General features: G+C 74.7%; 16 protein-coding genes. 5 read left to right on the forward strand and 11 right to left on the reverse strand.

The genetic code is table 11. The annotated features are described in order from the left end of the window. Positions 1–67 precede the first annotated feature (67 nt). From ACQP04_RS08445 to ACQP04_RS08455, 3 genes are read right to left on the reverse strand one after another with little or no spacing between them, the layout of a single operon-like run. Positions 68–1,594, reverse strand: a complete 1,527-nt coding sequence (locus ACQP04_RS08445; protein ID WP_433506496.1) for a tripartite tricarboxylate transporter permease — start codon at positions 1,592–1,594, stop codon at positions 68–70. After that, a complete protein-coding gene (locus ACQP04_RS08450) occupies positions 1,591–2,133 on the reverse strand; it encodes a tripartite tricarboxylate transporter TctB family protein (RefSeq protein ID WP_433506497.1) in 543 nt (180 codons plus the stop codon). Before ACQP04_RS08450 ends, ACQP04_RS08445 begins: the two co-directional genes overlap by 4 nt. Further along, positions 2,130–3,143, reverse strand: coding sequence for a Bug family tripartite tricarboxylate transporter substrate binding protein (locus ACQP04_RS08455; protein WP_433506498.1), 1,014 nt, complete (start codon positions 3,141–3,143; stop codon positions 2,130–2,132). The genes ACQP04_RS08450 and ACQP04_RS08455 overlap by 4 nt, the downstream gene beginning before the upstream one ends. A gap of 144 nt (positions 3,144–3,287) precedes the next feature. On the opposite strand from ACQP04_RS08455, the gene ACQP04_RS08460 reads away from it, so the two are divergent. Both ACQP04_RS08460 and ACQP04_RS08465 read left to right on the forward strand, forming a co-directional pair. Continuing rightward, positions 3,288–4,889, forward strand: a complete 1,602-nt coding sequence (locus tag ACQP04_RS08460) for an ATP-binding protein (RefSeq protein ID WP_433506499.1) — start codon at positions 3,288–3,290, stop codon at positions 4,887–4,889. Continuing rightward, positions 4,886–5,578 (forward strand): response regulator, encoded by a 693-nt coding sequence (locus ACQP04_RS08465; protein WP_433506500.1) that lies wholly within the window; start codon positions 4,886–4,888, stop codon positions 5,576–5,578. Before ACQP04_RS08460 ends, ACQP04_RS08465 begins: the two co-directional genes overlap by 4 nt. A gap of 14 nt (positions 5,579–5,592) precedes the next feature. Here ACQP04_RS08465 and ACQP04_RS08470 read toward each other — a convergent pair whose 3' ends face one another. The 7 genes from ACQP04_RS08470 to ACQP04_RS08500 form a co-directional block, all read right to left on the reverse strand. Further along, positions 5,593–6,441, reverse strand: coding sequence for an alpha/beta fold hydrolase (locus ACQP04_RS08470; RefSeq protein ID WP_433508332.1), 849 nt, complete (start codon positions 6,439–6,441; stop codon positions 5,593–5,595). A 96-nt stretch (positions 6,442–6,537) separates the two neighbouring features. Further along, positions 6,538–6,849: an integration host factor, actinobacterial type gene (mihF, locus tag ACQP04_RS08475; protein ID WP_037049162.1), complete on the reverse strand. Its 312-nt coding sequence runs from the start codon at positions 6,847–6,849 to the stop codon at positions 6,538–6,540. A 190-nt stretch (positions 6,850–7,039) separates the two neighbouring features. Then, positions 7,040–7,489 carry a nuclear transport factor 2 family protein gene (locus tag ACQP04_RS08480; RefSeq protein WP_433506501.1) on the reverse strand — a complete coding sequence of 150 codons (450 nt, stop codon included), beginning with the start codon at positions 7,487–7,489 and terminating at the stop codon, positions 7,040–7,042. Between the two features lie 49 nt (positions 7,490–7,538). Continuing rightward, positions 7,539–8,879, reverse strand: a complete 1,341-nt coding sequence (locus tag ACQP04_RS08485; RefSeq protein ID WP_433506502.1) for an NAD(P)/FAD-dependent oxidoreductase — start codon at positions 8,877–8,879, stop codon at positions 7,539–7,541. 164 nt (positions 8,880–9,043) lie between these two features. After that, entirely contained in the window at positions 9,044–11,278 is a 2,235-nt protein-coding gene (locus tag ACQP04_RS08490; RefSeq protein WP_433506503.1) for an LCP family protein, read from the reverse strand. A 1,390-nt stretch (positions 11,279–12,668) separates the two neighbouring features. Beyond that, complete coding sequence (locus ACQP04_RS08495; protein ID WP_433506504.1) at positions 12,669–13,631, reverse strand: hypothetical protein; 963 nt, start codon at positions 13,629–13,631, stop codon at positions 12,669–12,671. Between the two features lie 144 nt (positions 13,632–13,775). Further along, a complete protein-coding gene (locus tag ACQP04_RS08500) occupies positions 13,776–14,648 on the reverse strand; it encodes a LytR/AlgR family response regulator transcription factor (protein ID WP_433506505.1) in 873 nt (290 codons plus the stop codon). Positions 14,649–14,920: 272 nt separating this feature from the next. Here ACQP04_RS08500 and ACQP04_RS08505 point away from each other — a divergent pair, with 272 nt between their 5' ends. From ACQP04_RS08505 to mftD, 3 genes are all read left to right on the forward strand, one after another. Next, on the forward strand, positions 14,921–16,039 hold the full coding sequence (locus ACQP04_RS08505; RefSeq protein ID WP_433506506.1) for a CE1758 family FMN-dependent luciferase-like monooxygenase: 1,119 nt from the start codon (positions 14,921–14,923) through the stop codon (positions 16,037–16,039). A gap of 453 nt (positions 16,040–16,492) precedes the next feature. Then, the gene (locus tag ACQP04_RS08510) at positions 16,493–16,792 is read left to right on the forward strand and encodes a hypothetical protein (protein WP_433506507.1); all 300 of its coding nucleotides are present in this window, start codon (positions 16,493–16,495) and stop codon (positions 16,790–16,792) included. Between the two features lie 230 nt (positions 16,793–17,022). Next, entirely contained in the window at positions 17,023–18,201 is a 1,179-nt protein-coding gene (gene mftD / locus ACQP04_RS08515) for a pre-mycofactocin synthase MftD (protein WP_433506508.1), read from the forward strand. 16 nt (positions 18,202–18,217) lie between these two features. On the opposite strand, the gene ACQP04_RS08520 is transcribed toward mftD, so the two are convergent. Further along, complete coding sequence (locus tag ACQP04_RS08520; protein ID WP_433506509.1) at positions 18,218–20,146, reverse strand: flavin-containing monooxygenase; 1,929 nt, start codon at positions 20,144–20,146, stop codon at positions 18,218–18,220. Positions 20,147–20,192 lie beyond the last annotated feature (46 nt).

Here is a 20,192-nt window from a genome sequence, read left to right on the forward strand (position 1 = left end):
GCGATCCTGGCGATCGCGGGGGCGGGCGTGAACGGGCGCGGTGGGGAACCGCCCGGACGGACCAGGGTCAGACCGGGGTGCGCTCCCGGTCCGGGTCGGCCGGCGGGGCGGTCCGGGCCGGAAGGGCCTTGCGCACCAGCGGGAACAGCAGGAGCAGCGCGATCACGGCGTAGACGGTGATCGCGATCGGCGTCGAGACCAGGGTCGTGACGTCGCCGTCGGCGATCTGCAGGGCGCGGCGCAGCTGCAGCTCCGCGTCCGGCCCGAGGATCACGCCGATGATCGCCGGCAGCACCGGCAGGCCGTAGCGCCGCATCACGAACCCGACCGCGCCGATGCCCAGCAGCACCAGCAGGTCCACGGCCTGCCCGGAGACCGCGTACGCCCCGATGCAGGCGAAGAACAGGATGCCCGCGTAGAGGTACGGCCGCGGGATCCGCAGCAGCTTCGCCCAGGCCGGCGCGAGCGGCAGGTTCAGCACGAGCAGCAGGACCAGGCCGACGAAGAGGCTGGCGATGAGCGTCCACACCAGGTCGGGCTCGGTCTGGAACAGCAGCGGGCCCGGCTGGATCCCGAACTGCTGGAACGCGGCGAGCATGACGGCGGCGATCGCCGTCGTCGGCAGGCCGAGGGTGAGCATCGTGGACAGCGTCCCCGCCGACGACGCGCTGGCCGCCGACTCCGGGCCGGCCACACCCTCGATGGCGCCGGACCCGAACTCGTCGCGGTGCTTCGACAGCCGCCGCTCCGTGACGTACGACAGGAAGGTCGGGATCTCCGCGCCGCCCGCCGGGATGGAGCCGAACGGGAACCCGATGAACGGGCCGCGCAGCCACGGCTTCCACGCCCGCTTGACGTCGCCGCGGGACAGCCACGGCCGCCCCACCGGGATGACCTCCTGCTGACCGCGGCGCAGGTGCGCGGCCACCCACAGGGCCTCGCCGACGGCGAACAGCCCGACCGCGACGATGACGACGTCGATGCCGTCGGCCAGCTGCGGCACGCCGAAGGTGAGCCGGGGCTGCCCGCTGAGCGGGTCGAGCCCGACCAGCCCGATCGTGAGGCCGATGGCCAGCGCCGCGAACCCGCGGATCCGCGAGCTGCCGAGCACGGAGGTCACGGCGACGAACGCCAGCACCATCACCGCGAAGTAGTCCGGGGCGCCGATGTCGACGGCGACCGACGCGACCAGCGGCGCCAGCAGCACCAGCCCGATCACGCCGAGCAGGCCGCCGACGAAGTGCCCGATCGCGGCCGTGGCCAGTGCCTGCGCGCCCCGCCCGGACTTGGCCATCGGGTTGCCCTCGAGCGCGGCCATCACCGAGGCGCTCTCGCCCGGGGTGTTGAGCAGGATCGAGGTGGTGGAGCCGCCGAACATCGCGCCGAAGTAGATGCCGGCGAACATGATGAAGGCGCCGGTCGGGTCGAACGCGTAGGTCACCGGCAGCAGGAGCGCCACCGCCATGGCCGGGCCGATGCCCGGCAGCACGCCGATCGCGGTGCCCAGCAGCACCCCGATCGCGGCGAACAGCAGGTTGGCCGGGGTGAGGGCGGCGCCGAAGCCGCCCATCAGGTGGGTCAGCGACTCGATCATGCGCCGAACACCCCCATCAGCGGGCCGCCGGGCAGGTCGACGCCCAGGAGGCCGTCGAAGATCACCCAGGTCACCACGGACACACCGGCGGCGATGAGGAGGTCGCGCAGGTAGGTGCGTGAGCCCAGGGAGTACGTGGCCCCCCAGAAGAGGACGACGCCGGCGATCGGCCAGCCGAGCAGCGGGATCAGGGCCGCGGTCGCGATCAGGAACCCGGCCAGCATCCCGACGGTGCGCAGGTCCGGTGGCGTGGACAGGTCGATGTCCTCGCCGGCCTCGGCCTCGCCGTGCCCGCCGCGCAGGACGTCGACGGTCAGCAGCACCGACAGCAGCAGCAACGCCCCGCCGAGGACCAGCGCGACCGTCCGCGGGCCGAGCGGGTCGGAGTCGCTGCCCGCGCCGCTCTCCAGCAGCGTGTCCACCACGACGAGCACGCCGACGACGAACAGCAGCAACGACACCCCGAGCTCGGAGTGCTCGCGCAACCAGCCCCGCTTCTCCCGCGGCGGCGCGGGAGCCTTCTCCTCGACGGCGGTCATGACGTCAGCCCCAGTTCCCGCAGCACCCCGGCCACGCGCTCGTTCTCGCTCTCCAGGAAGGCCCCGAACTCGGGGCCGGGCTGGTAGGCGTCCGTCCAGCCGTTGCGCTCCAGCGCCTCCGCCCACTCCGGGCTGCGCCGCAGCTCGGCGAAGGCCGCCTCGAGGTCGGCCCGCCCCTCGTCGGACAGGCCGGGCGGGGCGACGATCCCGCGCCAGTTCGTGAACTCGACGTCCAGGCCGGCCTGCTTCAGGGTCGGCGCGTCGACGCCGGGGACCGGCTCGCCGGCCGTCACGGCCAGCACCCGCAGCTCACCGGCGTCGATCTGGTCGGCGTACTCGCCGAGCCCGGAGACGCCGAACGCGACCTTGCCGCCGAGGACCGCGGCGAGGAGCTCGCCGCCGCCGTCGTAGGAGACGTAGTTGACGTCCTTCGGGGGCAGCCCCGCCGCCTTCGCCATCAGCATCGGGGCCAGGTGGTCCGGCCCGCCCGGCGAGGAGCCGCCGCCGACCGGGACCCCGCCCGGGTCCGCCTTCCACGCGTCGACGAGCTGCCCGAGCGACGTGTACGGCGAGTCCTTCGCGACGACGACGATCTCGGTCTCCTGCGTGAGCCGTGCGATCGGCGTCGTGTCGGCGAGGGTGGAGGGCGAGTCGTTGGTGTAGACGCTGCCGACCACGCCGAGGCCCATCGACATGACGAGCTTGTCGTTCCCGCTCTCGTTGACCGTGCGCCCGAGTCCGACCGTGCCGCCCGCGCCCGGGAGGTTGAACACCTCGACCGAGCCGGTGAGCCCGGCGTCCTCCATGGCCTTGGCCGCGGTGCGGGCCGTGACGTCGTAGCCGCCGCCGGGGGAGTTCGGGACGAGCACGCGCAGGCCGCGCAGCTGGTTGCCGTCACCCCCGCCGGTCAGGGCGCCCACGGCGGGCGGCACCAGCAGGACCGCGGCGGCGGCCACCAGCACCGCCAGCGCGGCGGACAGGCCGCGTGTCGGTTTCTCCCGGACGGACATCGGTGTCGATCCCTCCCCGTCGAGTGGACTGTGGCGGTCATCGTGCGGGGCGCGGGTTCCCGCTGTCGCGCTTGTGTCCGCAACGGTGGTTGTGGTCGTTCTGTACACGCGCCGGAGGGCACCGCCCCCGCCTAGGCTGGCCGCGTGCGCCGACGCCCGCTGGCCCGCCAGTTCCTGGTCTGGCAGCTGCTGGTGGTGGTCATCCTGCTCGCGGCGGTGGCCGCGCTCGCCGCCGTGCAGTCCGACGCCGCGTTCCGGGAGACCCAGGGCCGGCGGATGCTGTCGGTCGCCGAGGACGTCGCCGCCACGCCCGGGATCCGCGCCGGTCTGGTCAACCGGAACGTCGACCTGCTGGCCAGCTTCGCGCGCAGCGCGGAGAACCTCTCCGGTGCCGACCGGATCGTGGTCGTCGACGCGAACCGGGTCGTCCGGAGCTCACCGGACCCGGCCGAGCTGGGCACCCCCTTCGAGGTGGGCGAGTCGACGGCGTTCGCCGGCCGCGCCTGGACCGGCGCCGCGGACCGCACCGTCGTCGCCGAGGTCCCGGTGATCGGCGACGGCGGGCAGGTGGTGGGCGTGGTGTCCGCCGGCATCCGCGCGCCGACCCTGGTCGAGGCGCTGGCCCCGGCCCGCGGGGAGGTCGCGGCCCTGCTCGGGCTGGCGCTGGCGCTGGGCGTCGCCGGGTCGCTGCTGCTGGCCCGTCGGGTGCGCCGGCAGACCCTCGGGCTGGAACCCGACGAGATCGTCGAGCTGGTGCAGCGGCGCGAGGCCATGCTCCTCGGGGTGAAGGAGGGCGTGGTCGGGCTCGATCCCGAGGGCCGGGTGACGCTGCTCAACCCGGCCGCGCGCGAGCTGCTCGGGCTGCCGGCGGCGCAGGTCGGCGACGAGGTCGACGGGCTGGGCCTCGACCAGCGACTCGCCGACGTCCTCACCGGGCGCGCGGCGGGGGAGGACCAGCTGGTGCTGCACGGCGGGCGGGTCCTCGTGCTGAACCGGATGCCGGTGCAGGTCGACGGGCGCGGGGTCGGCGCCGTCGTGACGCTGCGCGACCGCACGGAGCTGACCGCCCTGCAGGACCGGCTCGACGCCTCGCGCACGCTCACCGACACCCTGCGCGCGCAGGCGCACGAGTTCACCAACCGGCTGCACACCATCGCCGGGCTGACCGAGCTCGGCGAGCACGACGAGGTGCGCCGGTTCGTCAGCGGGATCGTCGCGGCTGCGGAGGGCTGGCGGCGCGAGGTCGTGTCGCGGGTCGGGGAGCCGGCCGCGGCGGCGCTGCTGGTCGCGAAGGCGAGCCTGGCGACCGAGCGGGGCGTGCGCCTGCGGCTGGCCGAGGACACGGACCTGCACCCGGTCGAGGCGGACCCGGGCCTCGGCGCCGACCTGGTCACCGTGCTGGGCAACCTGGTCGACAACGCGCTCGACGCCGTCGGCCCGGCGGGAGGCTGGGTCGAGATCGGGCTGGCCGAGCGGGAGCGCGCGGTGCACGTGCGGGTCCGGGACTCCGGTCCCGGGGTGGCGTCGGACCTGGCCGAGGAGGTGTTCCGGCACGGGTTCACCACCAAGGCGGCGGAGTCCGGGTCGGGCGGGCGCGGCCTGGGGCTCGCGATCGTGCGCGAGGTGTGCCTGCGCCGCGGGGGCCGGGTGGCGGTGGAGAGCGGCGGGACGGGTCCTGACGGCAGGGGCGCCACCTTCACCGCCGTCCTGCCGCTGCAGCCGGAGCGGGCGGAGGTGGGCGCGTGAGGGTCCTGGTCGTCGACGACGACTTCATGGTCGCCAAGGTGCACAGCGGCTACGTCGCGCGGATCCCCGGCTGCGAGGTGGTGGGCGTCGCGCACCGCGGGGCCGAGGCCCTCGACCTGGCCGCGCGGCTGCGGCCCGATCTCGTGCTGCTCGACGTCTACCTGCCGGACATGTCCGGCATCGACGTGCTGGGCAAGCTCCGCACCGGCGCGCCCGACGACCCGTCCGTCCTGGTGATCACGGCCGCGGACGACAGCGCCACCGTCGCCGCCGCCCTGCACGGCGGCGCGCTGCACTACCTGGTCAAGCCGTTCGACTCGCGGGCCCTGCAGGAGCAGGTGGAGCGGGCGGTGCGGATCCGTGGCCGGCTGGCGAGCCTCGACCGGGCCGGTCAGGCCGACATCGACCGGCTCTTCGGCGACGACCGCCCGGGCGGTGGGACCGGTGCCGCGGCGCGGCTGCCCAAGGGCCTGACCGCGCCGACGGCGGAGCTGGTGGAGCGGGTGCTGCGCGCGGCCGACGGCGACCTGTCGGCCAGCGAGTGCGCGGAGCGGACCGAGCTGTCGCGGGTGAGCGCGCGGCGCTACCTGGAGCACTTCGTCGACACCGGCGCCGTGACCGTGCGGCTGCGGTACGGCGGCACCGGACGGCCGGAGCGGCGGTACAGCTGGGCGCGCCCGGAGCGCTGACCGACCGTGCCGATCTAGAGGGGCGCGTACTCGCGGGTGTGCGCCAGGACGGCCGCGGCCACCGGCTCGACGACCGTCGCGTTCAGCGCGTGCCCCATGCCCTGGACGCGGACGAGCCGGCCGGCGCCGAGCGCGCGGGCGAGGTGGCCGGCGTGCGGCGGCGGGTTCACCGGGTCCTCGGGGGCCTCGATCACGAGCGTCGGCACGGTCACCCCGGCCAGCTCGGCGCCGCGGTCCAGCCCGTCCGTGTCGGCGACGGCGTGCGCGGCCGGGTTGTCCACCCGCCCGGAGTGGGCGACGACCCGCTCCTCCAGTGCACGGAAGCCCTCGGCGTCGAACGGGGTGCCGGTGCCGTTGAGCAGCCGCCAGTGCTCGACCCGCCAGGCCAGCTCGCCCTCGAGGTCCCGGTCGTCCGTGAACTCGCCCCACAGCCGCAGCAGGGCCGGGTCGGGGCCGGGCAGCTCGGGGTCGCCGTAGGCGCCGAGGGCCGCGGTGCAGAGGACCGTGGCGGTGAGCAGCCGGTCGGGGTGGTCGAGCAGCAGCAGCTGCACGAGCGTGCCGCCCATCGACATCCCGACGACGTGCGCCCGCTCGATCCCGAACGCGTCGAGCACCGCCAGGGCGTCGGCGGCGAGGTCGCGGATCGCGTAGGGGGCGTGGTCGAAGGCGTGCGTGGAGAGGCCGGTGTCCCGGTGGTCGTAGCGGATCACGCGGTGCCGCTCGGCGAGCCGGTCCAGCAGCGCGTCCGGCCAGGCCAGCCCCGACGCGTTCGCGCCCATCACCAGCAGCAGCGGCTCCGCGTCCGGCGTCGGGCCGGGGATCTCCTCGGCCCACAGCTGCACGCCCGGGGCGACGTCGACCATCAGTTCCACGCCCCGCACCCTAGAGAACGCCGCACCCGGCCCGGCGGGAGGCCGGACCGGGTGCGGGGAGTCGCGGGCGTCAGGACGCCCGGCGGCTCACTTGAGGGCGTCGAGCAGCGCCTGGCGCTGACGCTCGCCGAGGCCGGCGGCGCGGCGGGACGCGTCGATGCCGGTGCGCTCCAGCAGCGCCGAGACCTTGGCGGGGCCGTAGCCGGGCAGGCTCTTGAGGAGGTCCGCGACCTTGGTCTTGCCGACGATCTGGTCGGACTTGGCCCGGTCGAGGACGGCGGGGATGGTCTCCTCGCCCTTCGCGATCTTGTCGCGGAGCTCCTTGCGCGCCGTACGGGCCGCCGCGGCCTTCTTGAGCGCCTCCTGGCGCTGTTCGGGGGTCAGTGCGGGCAGTGCCATGGTGAGTGCTCCTCTCCTCTCCCATCGACCACCCGCTCGGGGGTGCGTCGGTGGTCGTTCCTGGTACAGCGTGGCCCATAGCGTGGCAGAACACCGAGGGCGGCACGCGGGGAACCCCCAGTTCAGAGGCTCGAAAGGGTCTATAACGGTGTCGCAGAACCGCGAACGGCCGGTTCCGGGCGTCGGACGGTCAGCCCGCGGCGAGCTGACGGCGCAGCCGGACGTCGTCCCAGAGCGTCCGGACGGACGCGATCCGGCCCTGCCGGACGGCCACCACGGAGACCGCCAGGACCCGCAACGGGCGGCCGGTCGGGGGTATCCCGGGGAGCAACCAGGGCAGCTCGCGGTCGTGCGTGAAGGTCCACCGCAGCTCGTCGACGAGCCCGCGGGTGTCGACCGTGCGGGAGATCCGCCGACGCGCGAGATCCGCCGGCAGGTGCGGCGTGACGGTGTCCGCGAGGTGCCGTTCGATCTCCGCCCGGTCGTTGCCGCCGGTCATCGCGGGCATGTCCACGAGCACGGCCTCCGGGGCGAGCAGGGCCGCCGCGGACGCGACGTCCCCCCGCTCGTACACGGCCGACCAGAAGTCGTCCCAGACGCGCTCGGCCTCGCGCATCAGGACCTGCATGGACGGGGTCACGAACGAACGGTAGGTGGCGGCCCGGCGATCTCCAACCGGGCCGCCCGCGTCATGCCGCTTCGTGGTGCTTCGCGACCGCCTTCGCGCCCGTCATGCTGATGAGCCGGTGGCCGCGGTTGCGCGCGTAGCGCAGCGAGCGGACCCAGTTGTAGAGCGTGCCCAACCGGTTGCCCCAGCCGATCAGGAACATGACGTGCACGTAGCACCAGAGCAGGTAGGCGAGGTATCCGGTGATCTGGAACCCGCGCACGTCGGCGACCGCCTGGCGGGCGCCGATGGTCGCCATGCTGCCCTTGTCGAAGTAGTGGAACGGGGCGGGCGTGGTGTGGTCGCCCTTGGCCCGCTTCGCGATCAGCTTGCCGACGTAGGTGCCCTGCTGCATGGCCACCTGCGCGACGCCGGGCAGCCGGTCCACCGTGGTGACCATGTCGCCGATGGCGTAGACGCCCTCGGCGCCCGGGAGGCTGCAGTCCGGGTCGACGGCGAGGCGCCCGGCCCGGTCGGTCTCCGTCCCGGTGACCTTGGCGAGCATCGCCGCGAGCGGCGAGGCCTGCACGCCGGCCGCCCAGATCTTGGTGCGGGCGGTGATGGTGTCGACGCCGTCCGGGCCCTTCACCGTGATCGAGTCGTAGTCCATGTCCGTGGCCGCGGTGTTGAGCCGGACCTCGACGCCCATCTTCTCCAGCCGGCGCTGGGTGTACTTCTGCAGCTTCGGCGCGAAGGGCGGGAGCACGGACGGCGCGGCGTCGAGCAGGATGATCTTCGCCGAGCGGGTGTCGATCGTCCGGTACTCCTTCGGGAGCACGTAGCGGGCGAGCTCGGCGAGCTGCCCGGTGATCTCGACGCCGGTCGGGCCCGCGCCGACGACGACGAAGGTCAGGTACGCGTCCCGCTCCTTCTCGTCCGTCGCGACCTCGGCCAGCTCGTAGGCGCCGAGGATCTGGCTGCGGAGCATCCGCGCGTCCTCGATGCTCTTCATGCCCGGCGCGTAGTGGCTCCACTCGTCGTGTCCGAAGTAGGCGTGCGTGGCCCCGCCGGCGACGACCAGGTAGTCGTAGGGCAGGTCCAGGCGCTGCTCGTTCGGCGCGAGGGCGTGCACCACCTTCGCCTGCACGTCGATGTCGAACACCTCGGCGAGCAGGGTGCGGGTGTTGGACTGCGTCTTCACCACCCGGCGCAGCGCGGGCGCGATCAGGCCGGGCGACAGGATCCCGGTCGCCACCTGGTACAGCAACGGCTGGAAGAGGTGGTGGTTGGTCCGGTCCAGGAGCGTCACGTCGACGTCGGCGTGGGCCAACGCCTTCGCCACGCGCACCCCGCCGAACCCGCCGCCGACGACGACGACCTTCGTGCGGCCCTCGCGGGCGGGGGTGTCCCCAGTGCTGCTCACGTCCGTCTGCCCCTCTGGTGCTCCGGTCCGATGGATCCGGGCGTGCCGGTGCCCGGTTCGTACCGGTGTCTGGTGTACCGCAGCCCGGGCGTCGTCGCAGGACCGCGCCAGGAAAGGGTAATGGGCGGGCCCCGGGCGTGGCGCGCCCGGCGGGGTCCCGGGGCTCAGTTGCCCCCGGAGCCGCCCTCGCCGGCGCTCTCCGGGCCCGACCCGATCCCGCCCTCGCCGGTCGTGGGCCCCGCGGCGGCGGCGCAGGAGTCGGCGAGCGAGGTCGGGGCCGCGGTGCCCGCCGCGGTCTCGTCCGAGCCCGAGGTCTCCGGGGTCTCGGCCGTGCTCGGCACGGCGGCGGTCGTCGGTGGGGCCGCCGCGGCGGGCGGCGGGTTGATCGCGTCCTGCACGACCTTCTGCATGTACTCGACGTCCGGGCGCGAGGTGTCGAACTTGCCGTCGGCCTCGTTCGGGTCCGGCAGGCTCGGGTCGAACGAGATGCTCTGCAGGGTGAAGCCCTCGCCGGCCAGCGAGACCAGGGCCGGGAGCACCGCCTGCGGGATGTTCGTGTCGACGTTGTCCTTGGTCGCCTGCGCCACCTGCTGGAAGTTGGCCAGGAGGTCCGTCGGGCTCTTCTGCTCGAGCACCGCCTGGATGAGGCAACGCTGGCGGCTCATCCGCTGGTAGTCGTTGCTGTCCCGGCGGGAGCGCGCGAACCAGAGCGCCTCCTCGCCGTTCAACGTCTGGATCCCGGGCTGGATGTAGCCGTCCGGCTTGACGTGCCGGCCGTCGGCCGTGACGCCGTTGATCGGCAGCGGCACCGGGCCGACGTCGACCGTCACGCCGCCGACCGCGTCGATCATCGTCGAGAAGCCCGCCATGTTGACCTCGAGGAAGTAGTCGATCGGCAGGCCCGTCATGTACGAGATCGACGACTGCAGGAGGTTCAGCCCGATGTCGTTCGTCGGGCCGGTGGGGGCGAGCGGCGGGTTGTTGTGCGCGTAGGCGTAGACCGCGTTGAGCAGGTAGTCGCCCGACAGCGGACTCGCGGGGTCGTGGAAGCCGTTCGGGAACTTCTCGGCCATCGCGGATCCCGGCGGGAACTCGGCGCGCTGGATGTTGCGGGGCAGCCCGAAGATCGTGGTGCGGCCGGTCCGCGTGTCGATGCTGGCCAGCATCATCGTGTCGGTGCGCGTGCCGGTGCGGTCCGGGCCGGCGTCGCTGCCCAGCAGCAGCACGTTCAGCCGCGGCTTGTTGATCGCCTCCGCGGCCGCGGTGCCGCCTGCCCCGCCGCTGAACAGGTCGTTGAGCAGGGAGCGCTGCGAGTTCGCCAGGTCGGCCGCGTAGCCGAACGGCACGGCCACGGCCATGCACAGCACCGCCGCGACGGCCGTGCCCAGGACCTTCCGCCCGGCGCCCATGTCCCGCGGGCGGGCCAGGGCGTAGGTCCGCGCGATCTGGGCGATCCAGCCGAGCGCGGCGACGAGCGCGACGACCGCGCCGACGGCGAGGACCGTCGTCGAGACCGCGTTCTCGAGCAGCGCCCGCCGGCTCATCGTGAGGACCGCGACCGCGCCGGCCGCCAGGACCAGCAGGAACAGGCCGAGGATGAGCCCACCCGTGCGCCGGCGGCGCAGGATCAGGTGCCCGGTGCCGGGGACCAGCGTCGACGCCGCCGTGGTGGCCAGTGCCGCGCGCAGGGTGCGGCGGGCCGTGCCGCGCCGGCCGGCCCTGCCCTTCCCACCGGCGCCGCCCTTCCCACCGGCGCCGCCCTTCCCGCCGACGCTGCCGGTTCCGCCGACGCTGCCGTTCCTACCGGTGCGGGTGGCGCCGTCCCCGGCCTCCGCGCGCCGGCGGGCCACACGGTCCGCGGCCGCCTCGCTCGCCGGGATGCGGCGGGGGACACGGGTCGCGGCCGGGTCGTCGAGAGCGGCACTCGGGGCCGCGGCCGCGGCGCCCGCGGTCCGGGCGACGGCGCGGGTCGGGGCGCCGGAGCGGTCGGGGCTTGCGCGGTCGGGACCGGAGCGGGTGCCGGCGCGGTCGGAGCCGGTGCGGGTGCCGGTGGCGGCACCGGTCGTTCCGTCGGTGGGCCTGCCGTCGGTGGCCCTGCCGTCGGTGGGCCTGCCGCCGGTGGACCTGCCGCCGGTGGGCCTGCCGCCGGGCGGGAGCGTGCCGGGGCGGCGGCCGGCCTGGCCGGGCGGGCGCCCGTCGGGTGTCGCGGTGGCGCGGGTGCGGTGGGCCGCGGCGCCCTCGGGTCGTCGTGTGCCGGGACGGCGCTCACCGGGCTGCCCTTGTTGACCCGGTTGACCCGGTTGACCGGCCTGCCCGGGCTGACCGGCCTGCTCGGGCCTGCCCGCACCGCCGGGCGCGCGGCCGGCGTCGGAGGGGGAGCGGCGGGCCTGGTCGGGCATGCGCCCGCGGGGACCGGGCGGGGCCGCGGGCGCACCGGAGCCGCCGCGTGCGGACGCACTGGCGCTGCGGTCGTCCTGCCGGGGTCCGCCGGGCCCACCCGGGCGGTCGGGGGCGCCGGGGCCGGGAGGCCGGGCGGGACCGCCCTGCTCCGGACGTCCCTGCTCGGCACGTCCCTGCTCGGTTCGGCCCTGCTCGGTTCGGCCCTCGCGCGGCGCGCCGCCCGCGGAACCGTCGCGGCCACCAGGACCGCCGCGGCCGCCAGGGCCGCTGGGGCCGCCAGGGCCGCCGGGGCCGCGGCGCGGGGCGCCGGAGCGGTCGGCGGAACCGCCGGGAGTGCGGGGATCGGCACGGGGGTCGGCCCGGGGGTCGCGGGGCTCGCCGGCGGACCTGCTGCCGCGGGACCGATCGGGGCGCCCGGGGTCGCCCGCACCGGGGCGGCCGGGGTTCCGCGGATCGCCGCCGGTCCGGCGGTCGGGGGCACGGTCGCCCCGGCCGGCTCCACCGGGTCCGGAGGGGCCACCGGGACCGCCCTGCGTCGGGCGTGCGCCGCGGCCGCGGTCGGCGGACCGGTCGCCCGGACCCGACCGGCCGGGGTGGGCGGGGGTGCCGTTCGGGGTAGCGCCGGGAGGAGGACCGCCCGCGCGTCCGGGCAGCGGGGCGCTCGCGGAGCGGTCGGAACGGTCAGAGCGATCGCCGCGGTCGGGCCGGCTCGCGCCGTGGCCGAGGTCCGGCGCGGGCGGGCGGCCACCACCGGGCCTGTTGCGCGACGGGACGTCCGGGCCGACGGGGCCCGGGGCGCCGGGTCCGGGCACCGCGGGGGCGCCGCGGCCGTCCGGGCCGCCGGGGCCGCGCCGCGCGGGACCGGGCACCTCCGGGCGTTCGGCGCCGGCCGCGTGCCGCCGGGAGGGCCAGGCCTCCCGCGGGGCGGGCGCGTCGCCGGACCGGCCGGAGCCGCTCGCGACCCCGTCGCGGCCGGTGGGGCCGCCGCCCGTGCCACCGTTCAGGCCGCTGAGGCCGGAGCCGCCGGTGCCACCGGAGCCGTTCGCGGGCCGCCGGGGCGGTGCGGGCTCCTGCACGAGGGGCCGCTCGGCGCGGCGCGGCCAGGGCTCGCCGGAGTGCGCCGGGCGTCGTCGGGAGGGGAGCTCGCCGGGATCACGGACGTCACGGAGCTCCCGGACGTCCTCGCGGGCGCGTCCGGTGCGTGCGTCGTCGGCCACGTCGGACACCCCCTTCTCCACAGGCGACTCGGGACCGTACGTGCTGGTACGTGTGGCGGGGGTGTGCGGGTGTCCTCGTCGCGAGGGCACCGGGTCCACCGCCGGCACGCGGGATCTCGGCGGCGAGATCCCGGCGAGGATACTGCCCGTCACGACACGGCCGGGGGTACCCCTACTGGTAGGACACGAACACCGGCCGGACCGGCCCGACGGCCAGCGTGTCGGCCGGGTCGAACATCGGCCGGTCCTCGTCGTAGAAGTTCTTCCAGCCCCAGGTGACACCGGCCGGGACGGCCTGGTGCAGGCGGTCCCAGGTCTCCATCTTCTCCGCACGCGTGCCGAAACCGTCGGCGTGGAGCACGACGGACAATTCGTCACGGTCCGTGACCAATTGCTCCCGGTTCCGGATCATCTGGGCCTGGAACTGGTGCAGCATCAGCAGCTTCTGCGGCAGGCGTGCCTCCCGGGTGAGATCGGCGAGCCAGGTCGCGACGGCGTTGACCTCCGCCGCGTCGACCGAGCCCACCTGGACGCGGTGCTTCTGCCCCGCGCGCAGCCGCCACTCGGGGTCGAGGGCGAGGCCGACGTTCGGCCGCCGCAGCAGGTCCGTGTAGCGGCGGGCCTGGGTGAGGAAGTCGCTGCGGCCGGGCTGGAGGTCGAGCACCACGTACATGCCCGCCGCGGCGGCCTCGTCGACCCAGGGGACCAGGTCCTCGGGCGCGGACTCGTTCGAGTAGTCGCCGTCCGCCCCGGGGGCCGAGCTCGCGACGGTCGTGATGATCTCGAAGGCCGGCACGACGGGTTCGCCCGTGAGCGGGGCGTACCGGTCGGCGAGGTCGCGGGCGCGCTGGACCGAGGCGTCGACGCCCTGTTCACCCAGCACGCCGAGCGCGGGCACGCCCGGATGGCCGTAGAGCGCGACCATCGTGCGGCCCGGGAAGAGGGTGTGTCCGCCGCCGGGCAGCTCGGGGACGGGCGGGGGCGCGGACGTGGTCGGTGATGCCGTCGTGGGCGGGGCGGGGGACGGCGGGGCCGCCGCGTCGAGCGGGGCCGCGGCGCTGGTCGCGCACCCGGCGAGCACGAGAAGGACACCGAACAGGGGGAGCAGGAGCCGGATCCGTCGCGTCGCCGCCATCGACGATCACGCTAGGCGACACCCGATCGGGCCCGCCCGGCGACACGCGGTGCACGACGAAGGGTGCACCCGGTCGGTCCAGCGGTCGGTGGTGCGCCGGGCGGTCGGTCCGGTGTGGAGGTGCAGGGCCCGGGTGGGGCCCGGTCAGCGGATGCGCGCGAGCGGGCCCGTGGGTCCCTCCTCGCGCGGCGGGCGGCCGCGGAGGATCCGCTTGAGCGCGGCGGTGTGCCGGCGGCTCACCGGCAGCTCCGGCGCCCCCGGCCCGTGCCCGATCCGCACGACGTACCCCGAACCGGACAGCCGCAGCTCGGTGATCAGTGGCAGTGAGACGAGATAGGCGCGGTGGATCCGCACGAACCCGGCCTCGCGCCAGCGCTCCTCGAGCACCGAGAGCGGGATCCGGACGAGGTGGCCGCCCTCCGTGGTGTGGAGGCGGGCGTAGTCGCCCTGGGCCTCGACGAACCGCACCGTGGACCGGGGGACGAGCTTGGTGGTGCCGGCCAGCTCGACCGGGATCACCTCGTCCTCCGGCGGCTCGGGTCGCGCGGGCGGGCCCTGCGGGGCGGGCCGGGCCGGCATCGGCCTGCTCTGCGCCCGGGTAGCGATGGTGCGGTCGATCGAGCCGGCGAGCCGCTCGGAGCGCAGCGGCTTGAGCAGGTAGTCGACCGCGCCGATCTCGTAGGCGTCGACGGCGCGGTCGTCGTGCGCGGTCACGAACACCACCGGCGGCGGCGAGGCCATGGCGGACAGGACGCGGGCCAGCTCCAGCCCGTCGAGACCCGGCATCCGGATGTCCAGGAACACGACGTCCACCCCGGACTCGCCCGGGCCGGCGCCCGGCCGGCTCCCGAGGATGCGGAGGGCCTCCGTCGCGTCGGGCGCCGTGAGCACGGTGCCGACGCGGTGGTCCTCGTTCAGCAGGTGGGCCAGTTCCTGAAGCGCCGGTTCCTCGTCGTCGACGGCCAGGACCGTCAGTCCGTCCGAGACCTGCGTGCTCACGAGCGCCTCCTCGTGCATGTCGGGGAGCGGGCCGGGGAGCGGGCACCGCCACCTGTCGTGCCCCGACACCTGTGGGTGACTGCCGGCACAACGCTAGCGAAGGGGTGCGCCCCGCTCGACGACCGGTCGACGGCTGTTCCTCCCGCAGAGGCGAACGGCCCTACCGCGGTGCGGGCACCGGCGTGTCCGCGCGTGTCCGGTCCGCGACCGACCGTCCGGGAACACCGGACGACCGTTCACCGTTCCGTCCGGTTGCCGATGCAATCATCGTCGGTGACGAGGGGGCGCACATGCAGTTCGGGATCTTCACCGTCGGGGACGTCACCACCGACCCGACGACGGGCATCACGCCGGGCGAGCACGAGCGGATCCGGGCGATGGTCCGGATCGCCGAGCACGCGGAGGCGATCGGCCTGGACGTCTTCGCCACCGGCGAGCACCACAACCCGCCGTTCGTGCCGTCCTCGCCGACGACGCTGCTCGGCTACGTCGCGGCCCGCACCGAGAGGCTGGTGCTGTCGACGTCGACCACACTGATCACGACGAACGACCCGGTGAAGATCGCCGAGGACTTCGCGATGCTGCAGCACCTCGCGGGCCCCGAGCGCGTCGACCTCATGCTCGGCCGCGGCAACACCCCGCCGGTCTACCCGTGGTTCGGCCGGCGGATCCAGGACTCCGTGGCGCTCACGGTGGAGAACTACCAGCTGCTGCGCCGGCTCTGGGACTCGGAGGGGCCGGTCGACTGGGAGGGCCGCTTCCGCACCCCGCTGCACGGCTTCGTCTCCACGCCCCGCCCGCTCGACGGCGTCGCGCCCTTCGTCTGGCACGGCTCGATCCGCACCTCCGAGGTCGCCGAGATCGCGGCCTACTTCGGCGACGGCTTCTTCGCGAACAACATCTTCTGGCCGCCGGAGCACTACACCCGCCTCATCGGCCTCTACCGGCAGCGGTTCGAGCACTACGGCCACGGCCCGGCGGCGGCCGCCACCGTCGGCCTGGGCGGGCAGTTCTTCATGCGCCGCAACAGCCAGGACGCGTGGGACGAGTTCCGGCCGTACTTCGACGTCGCGCCCGTGTACGGCCACGGCCCGTCCATGGAGGACTTCACCGAGCGGACCCCGCTGACCGTCGGCAGCCCGCAGCAGGTGGTCGACCGGACGCTGACCTTCCGCGAGCACTTCGGCGACTACCAGCGCCAGCTGTTCCTCGTCGACCACGCGGGCCTGCCGCTGAAGACGGTGCTCGAGCAGCTGGACCTGCTCGGCGAGATCCTGCCGACCCTGCGCGCCGGGTTCGAGGCGCTCCGCCCGGAGGGTGTCCCGTCGGACCCGCCCACGCACGCGGAGCGGGTCGCGACGCGGGCGGCGGCGGAGGCAGGGGTCGAGGACGCGCCGGCCGGCGTCTGATGTCACTCTTCGTGGTCGGCCTCCGGGTGGCACCACCCCGAGACGTGCGGCGGCGCCGGATGGTTCCCGTTCGCGCCCGGATGTGATGTTGACCCGCCGTGACGGTTACCCGGTTGCCGCAGCCGCGGCGGCACGGGCACCCTGGACTCCGTGATCGTGACTCGGGAGGTGGGAGCGGTGCCGCACGTGCCACCGTCGCCGTGCCGTCACGGTCGCCATGCGCGCGGCTGGTGTCGCGGTCACTGACCGTTCCCCGCCCGTCGCCCGTCCCGGAGATCCCCGATGCGCCCCCTGTGCTCGTCCCGGTGCCTGCTTCGTCCGTTCCTGAGCCGTCGTCGCCCCGTCGACCATCTGCGGACCGCGAGCGCACTCTGTCGGACCGGCCTCGAACTCGGTCCCACTTCCCGGGCCGCCGATCCCGCCGCCGTTCACGTTCGTCCGTAGGAGTACGACATGACCGCCCCGATCCACGACCGGGAGGCCGCCACCCCGGCGCTCCGGGCCGAGCAGGCCGCCGACCTCGACCCGCCGACCGTGCGGCTGCCGAGGCCGACCCGGGACGACCGCCGCACCGAGATCGTCGACCGGCTGCTCGACGCGCTGGAGGACCTCGTCGCCCGGCATCGCGCCCTGGCCGGCAACCCGGCGCAGGTCGACCTGCACGCCGAGCTCATCGCGGCCGAGGTCGCGCACGAGCTCGCGGTGACCCGCTCGGCCCTGCGCCGGGCACCGCACCTGCGCCGGACCGGCTGAGACCTACTCGACGGCCCGTTCCCGACGGCCCGCGACGCACCCCGCGTCGCGGGCCGTCGGCGTTCACGCCCGTCCGCGCTGCGTACGGGCACCCCGGCTGCCCGGAGGAGGCCGTCCTGACTCTTCGGAGGGGCTCGGGACGGGGATGCCGGGTCGCACTATGGCACCGAGTGCCGAAATAGTAGGGTGGCCGCAGACACGCGGATCCGAGCTGCGAAGGGGCAGGCGCGATGGCCAGCACGAAGAACTGGTTCGAGACGATCGCCGAGGCACAGCGGAGGGCCAAGAAGCGCCTGCCCCGCTCGGTGTACCTCGCTCTCGTCGCGGGCACCGAGAAGGGCGTCACGATCTCCGACAACGTGGAGGCGTTCAGCGAGCTCGGGTTCCGCCCGCGCATCGCCGACCTGTCGCCGCAGCGGAACCAGGCGACCACGGTGATGGGGCAGGACATCTCCTTCCCGGTGATCATCTCGCCGACGGGCGTGCAGGCCGTCTACCCGGAGGGCGAGGTCGCCGTGGCGCGCGCCGCCGCCGGGGCCGGCACGGCGATGGGCCTGAGCTCGTTCGCGAGCCGGTCCATCGAGGACGTCGCGGCCGTGAACGACAAGACCTTCTTCCAGATGTACTGGGTGGGCAGCCGCGACCAGCTGCTGGCCCGCGCGGAGCGCGCGAAGAAGGCCGGAGCCAAGGGTCTGATCATGACCCTGGACTGGTCGTTCGACTCCGCCCGGGACTGGGACGCCCCGATGATCCCGGAGAAGGTGAACCTCAAGGCCGCGCTGCACTTCGCGCCCGAGGTGCTGCGCAAGCCGCGCTGGCTGTGGGACTTCGCCAAGACCGGCCAGCTGCCCGACCTGACCACCCCGAACCTCGCGATCGGCGACGAGGCGCCGCCGACCTTCTTCGGCGCCTACTTCCAGTGGATGCAGACCCCGCCGGTGACCTGGGAGGACGTGGCCTGGCTGCGCGAGCAGTGGGACGGCCCGTTCGCGGTCAAGGGGATCATGCACCCGGACGACGCCCGCCGGGCCGTCGACGCCGGCTGCACCGCGATCTCGGTGTCCAACCACGGCGGCAACAACCTCGACGGCACCCCGGCGTCGATCCGCGCGCTGCCGGCGGTCGTCGACGCGGTCGGCGACCAGATCGAGGTGCTGCAGGACGGCGGCATCCGCCGCGGCTCCGACGTGGTGAAGGCGCTCGCGCTGGGCGCCAAGGCGGTGCTGATCGGCCGGGCCTACCTCTGGGGCATGGCCGCCGCGGGCCAGCACGGCGTGACCAACACCCTCGAGGTGCTGCGCCAGGGCATCGACTCCACCCTGCTCGGCCTGGGCAAGTCGAGCATCCACGAGCTGTCCCGGGACGACCTGATCATCCCGGAGAACTTCGCCCTGAGGGCCAAGTCCTGATCCGGCCCCGGGGGCCTCACCGCACGACGAGGTCCCCGGGCTCCGGGCGGCGCAGCCACCGCCACATCTCGGTCCCCTCGAACGGGCAGTTCGCGGCCGAGCGGCCGTGCGCGTTGCGGTAGTAGTTGTCGACCCGCGGGTCGCTCCAGGTCCGGGTGCGTTCCCGGGCGTCGAGCGCGGTGTTGTAGGAGTCGTAGGCCTCCTCGGTCACCTCGACCGACGAGCGTCCGGACAGCACCAGCTCGGCCACCCGGTCCAGCGCGAACCGGGTCGTCATCTCGGAGAAGGTCACCACGCCGAGGCTGAACGGGTTCATGTTCGGCCCGTAGAGCAGGAAGAGGTTGGGGAAGCCGGGCAGCATGGTGCCCAGCCACGCCCGCGCCCCGTCGCGCCCCCACAGGTCCTCGACCCGCCGGCCGCCCCGGCCCCGGATCTCCATCGGCCAGAGGAAGTCGTTGGCCCGGAAGCCGGTGGCGTAGACCAGCACGTCGAGCGGGTGGTCGGCGCCGTCGGCGGTGCTGATCCCCGTCGCGGTCACCTCGGTGATCGGTGCGGTGACCAGGTCGACGTCGTCGCGGAGCAGGGTGTCCACCACGCTGAGCCCGGGATCGACGACGACGGGCCGCGCGGACATCGGCGGATGGTCGGGCGTCATCGCGGCGACCAGGTCCGGCCGGCCCGCCAGCTTGCGCTGCAGGAACTCCAGCCGCTGCTCGCGCAGCCGCGCGTTGAGGGCGCTGAGCGTGTGCGGATCGGACCACTCCGGGTCGATGGTGAACGCCGCACTCTGCACGTGCGGGCCGGACAGCCAGCTCACCCGGAGCCGCTGGAAGTTGCGGTACCAGGGCACGTTGCGGTCCAGCCAGGTCGCCTCCGGCGGGAAAGCCGTCCGGTAGCCGGGCCGGTCGAACACCCACTGCGGGGTCCGCTGGAAGATCGACAGGTGGCCCACGGTCCCGGCCAGCTCGGGTGCCATCTGGTAGCTCGTGCAGCCCGAGCCGATCACCCCGACCCGGGCGCCCTCGAGGTCGAGGCCGGCGGGCCAGCGGGCGCTGTGGAAGGCGGTGCCCTCGAACAGCTCCGCGCCGGGCAGGTCCGGGATGTTCGGCCGGGCGAGGAAGCCGACCGCGCTGATCACGGCGTTGACGGCCACCTCGCGCTCGCCCTCCGGCGAGGCGAGCGTGACCCGCCACCGGGCGGCGGCCTCGTCCCACACCGCGGAACGGACCTCGGTGTCGAACTCGATGTGCTGCCGCACGCCGAAGGTGTCGGCGACCCAGTTGAAGTACTTCTCGTTCTCCGCCTGCTCGCAGAAGGGGTTCGGGTACTCGTAGTCCACGCCGAACAGGTGCGTGTAGGCGCGGCTCGGCGTGTCGACGCGCGCGCCCGGGTACCGGTTCTCGTACCAGGTCCCGCCCACGCCGGGGTTCTTCTCGACGACCGTGTACGGGATCCCGGCGCGCTCGAGCTGCACCGCGGCGCCCAGCCCGCCGAGCCCGGCGCCGATGACGAGCACGGAGAAGCCCGCGAGCGCCTCCGGGTCCGGCGTCCGCGGCCACCGCAGCCCCCGTGCGAACGGGTCGACGGCCAGCTCCTCGGTCCAGCACTCCAGCTCGTCGGCGGGCAGCTCGACGCCGGCGACCAGGCCCATGCTGCGCGGCAGCCGGTCCGCGGGGCCCAGCGGCAGGTCCGGGGCACCGCGGTCGCGGTGGGCCGCGAGGAACCGCAGGGCCTTCTCGCGGACCAGTGCGGCGTCGGCCTTGTCGGCCAGCCGCATGGCCTCGGCGTTGCCCGCCGGGGCGAGCGTGACCGGGAGCCGCGCGAGGGACTCGTCCCCGGTGAGCTGGTACAGCAGCCCGCGCAACGTCATCGGATCGGCGACGGCGAGCGCGGCGCGGATCTCGTCGTCCGTCGCCCCGCCCAGCTCATGGGCACTGTTCGTCATCGAACGGCCTCCCCCTCGAGGAACGCCTCCGACGTTAAGACGAGTG

Origin of the sequence: Pseudonocardia halophobica, from assembly GCF_050948485.1 — a bacterium.
GTDB lineage: Bacteria > Actinomycetota > Actinomycetes > Mycobacteriales > Pseudonocardiaceae > Pseudonocardia > Pseudonocardia halophobica.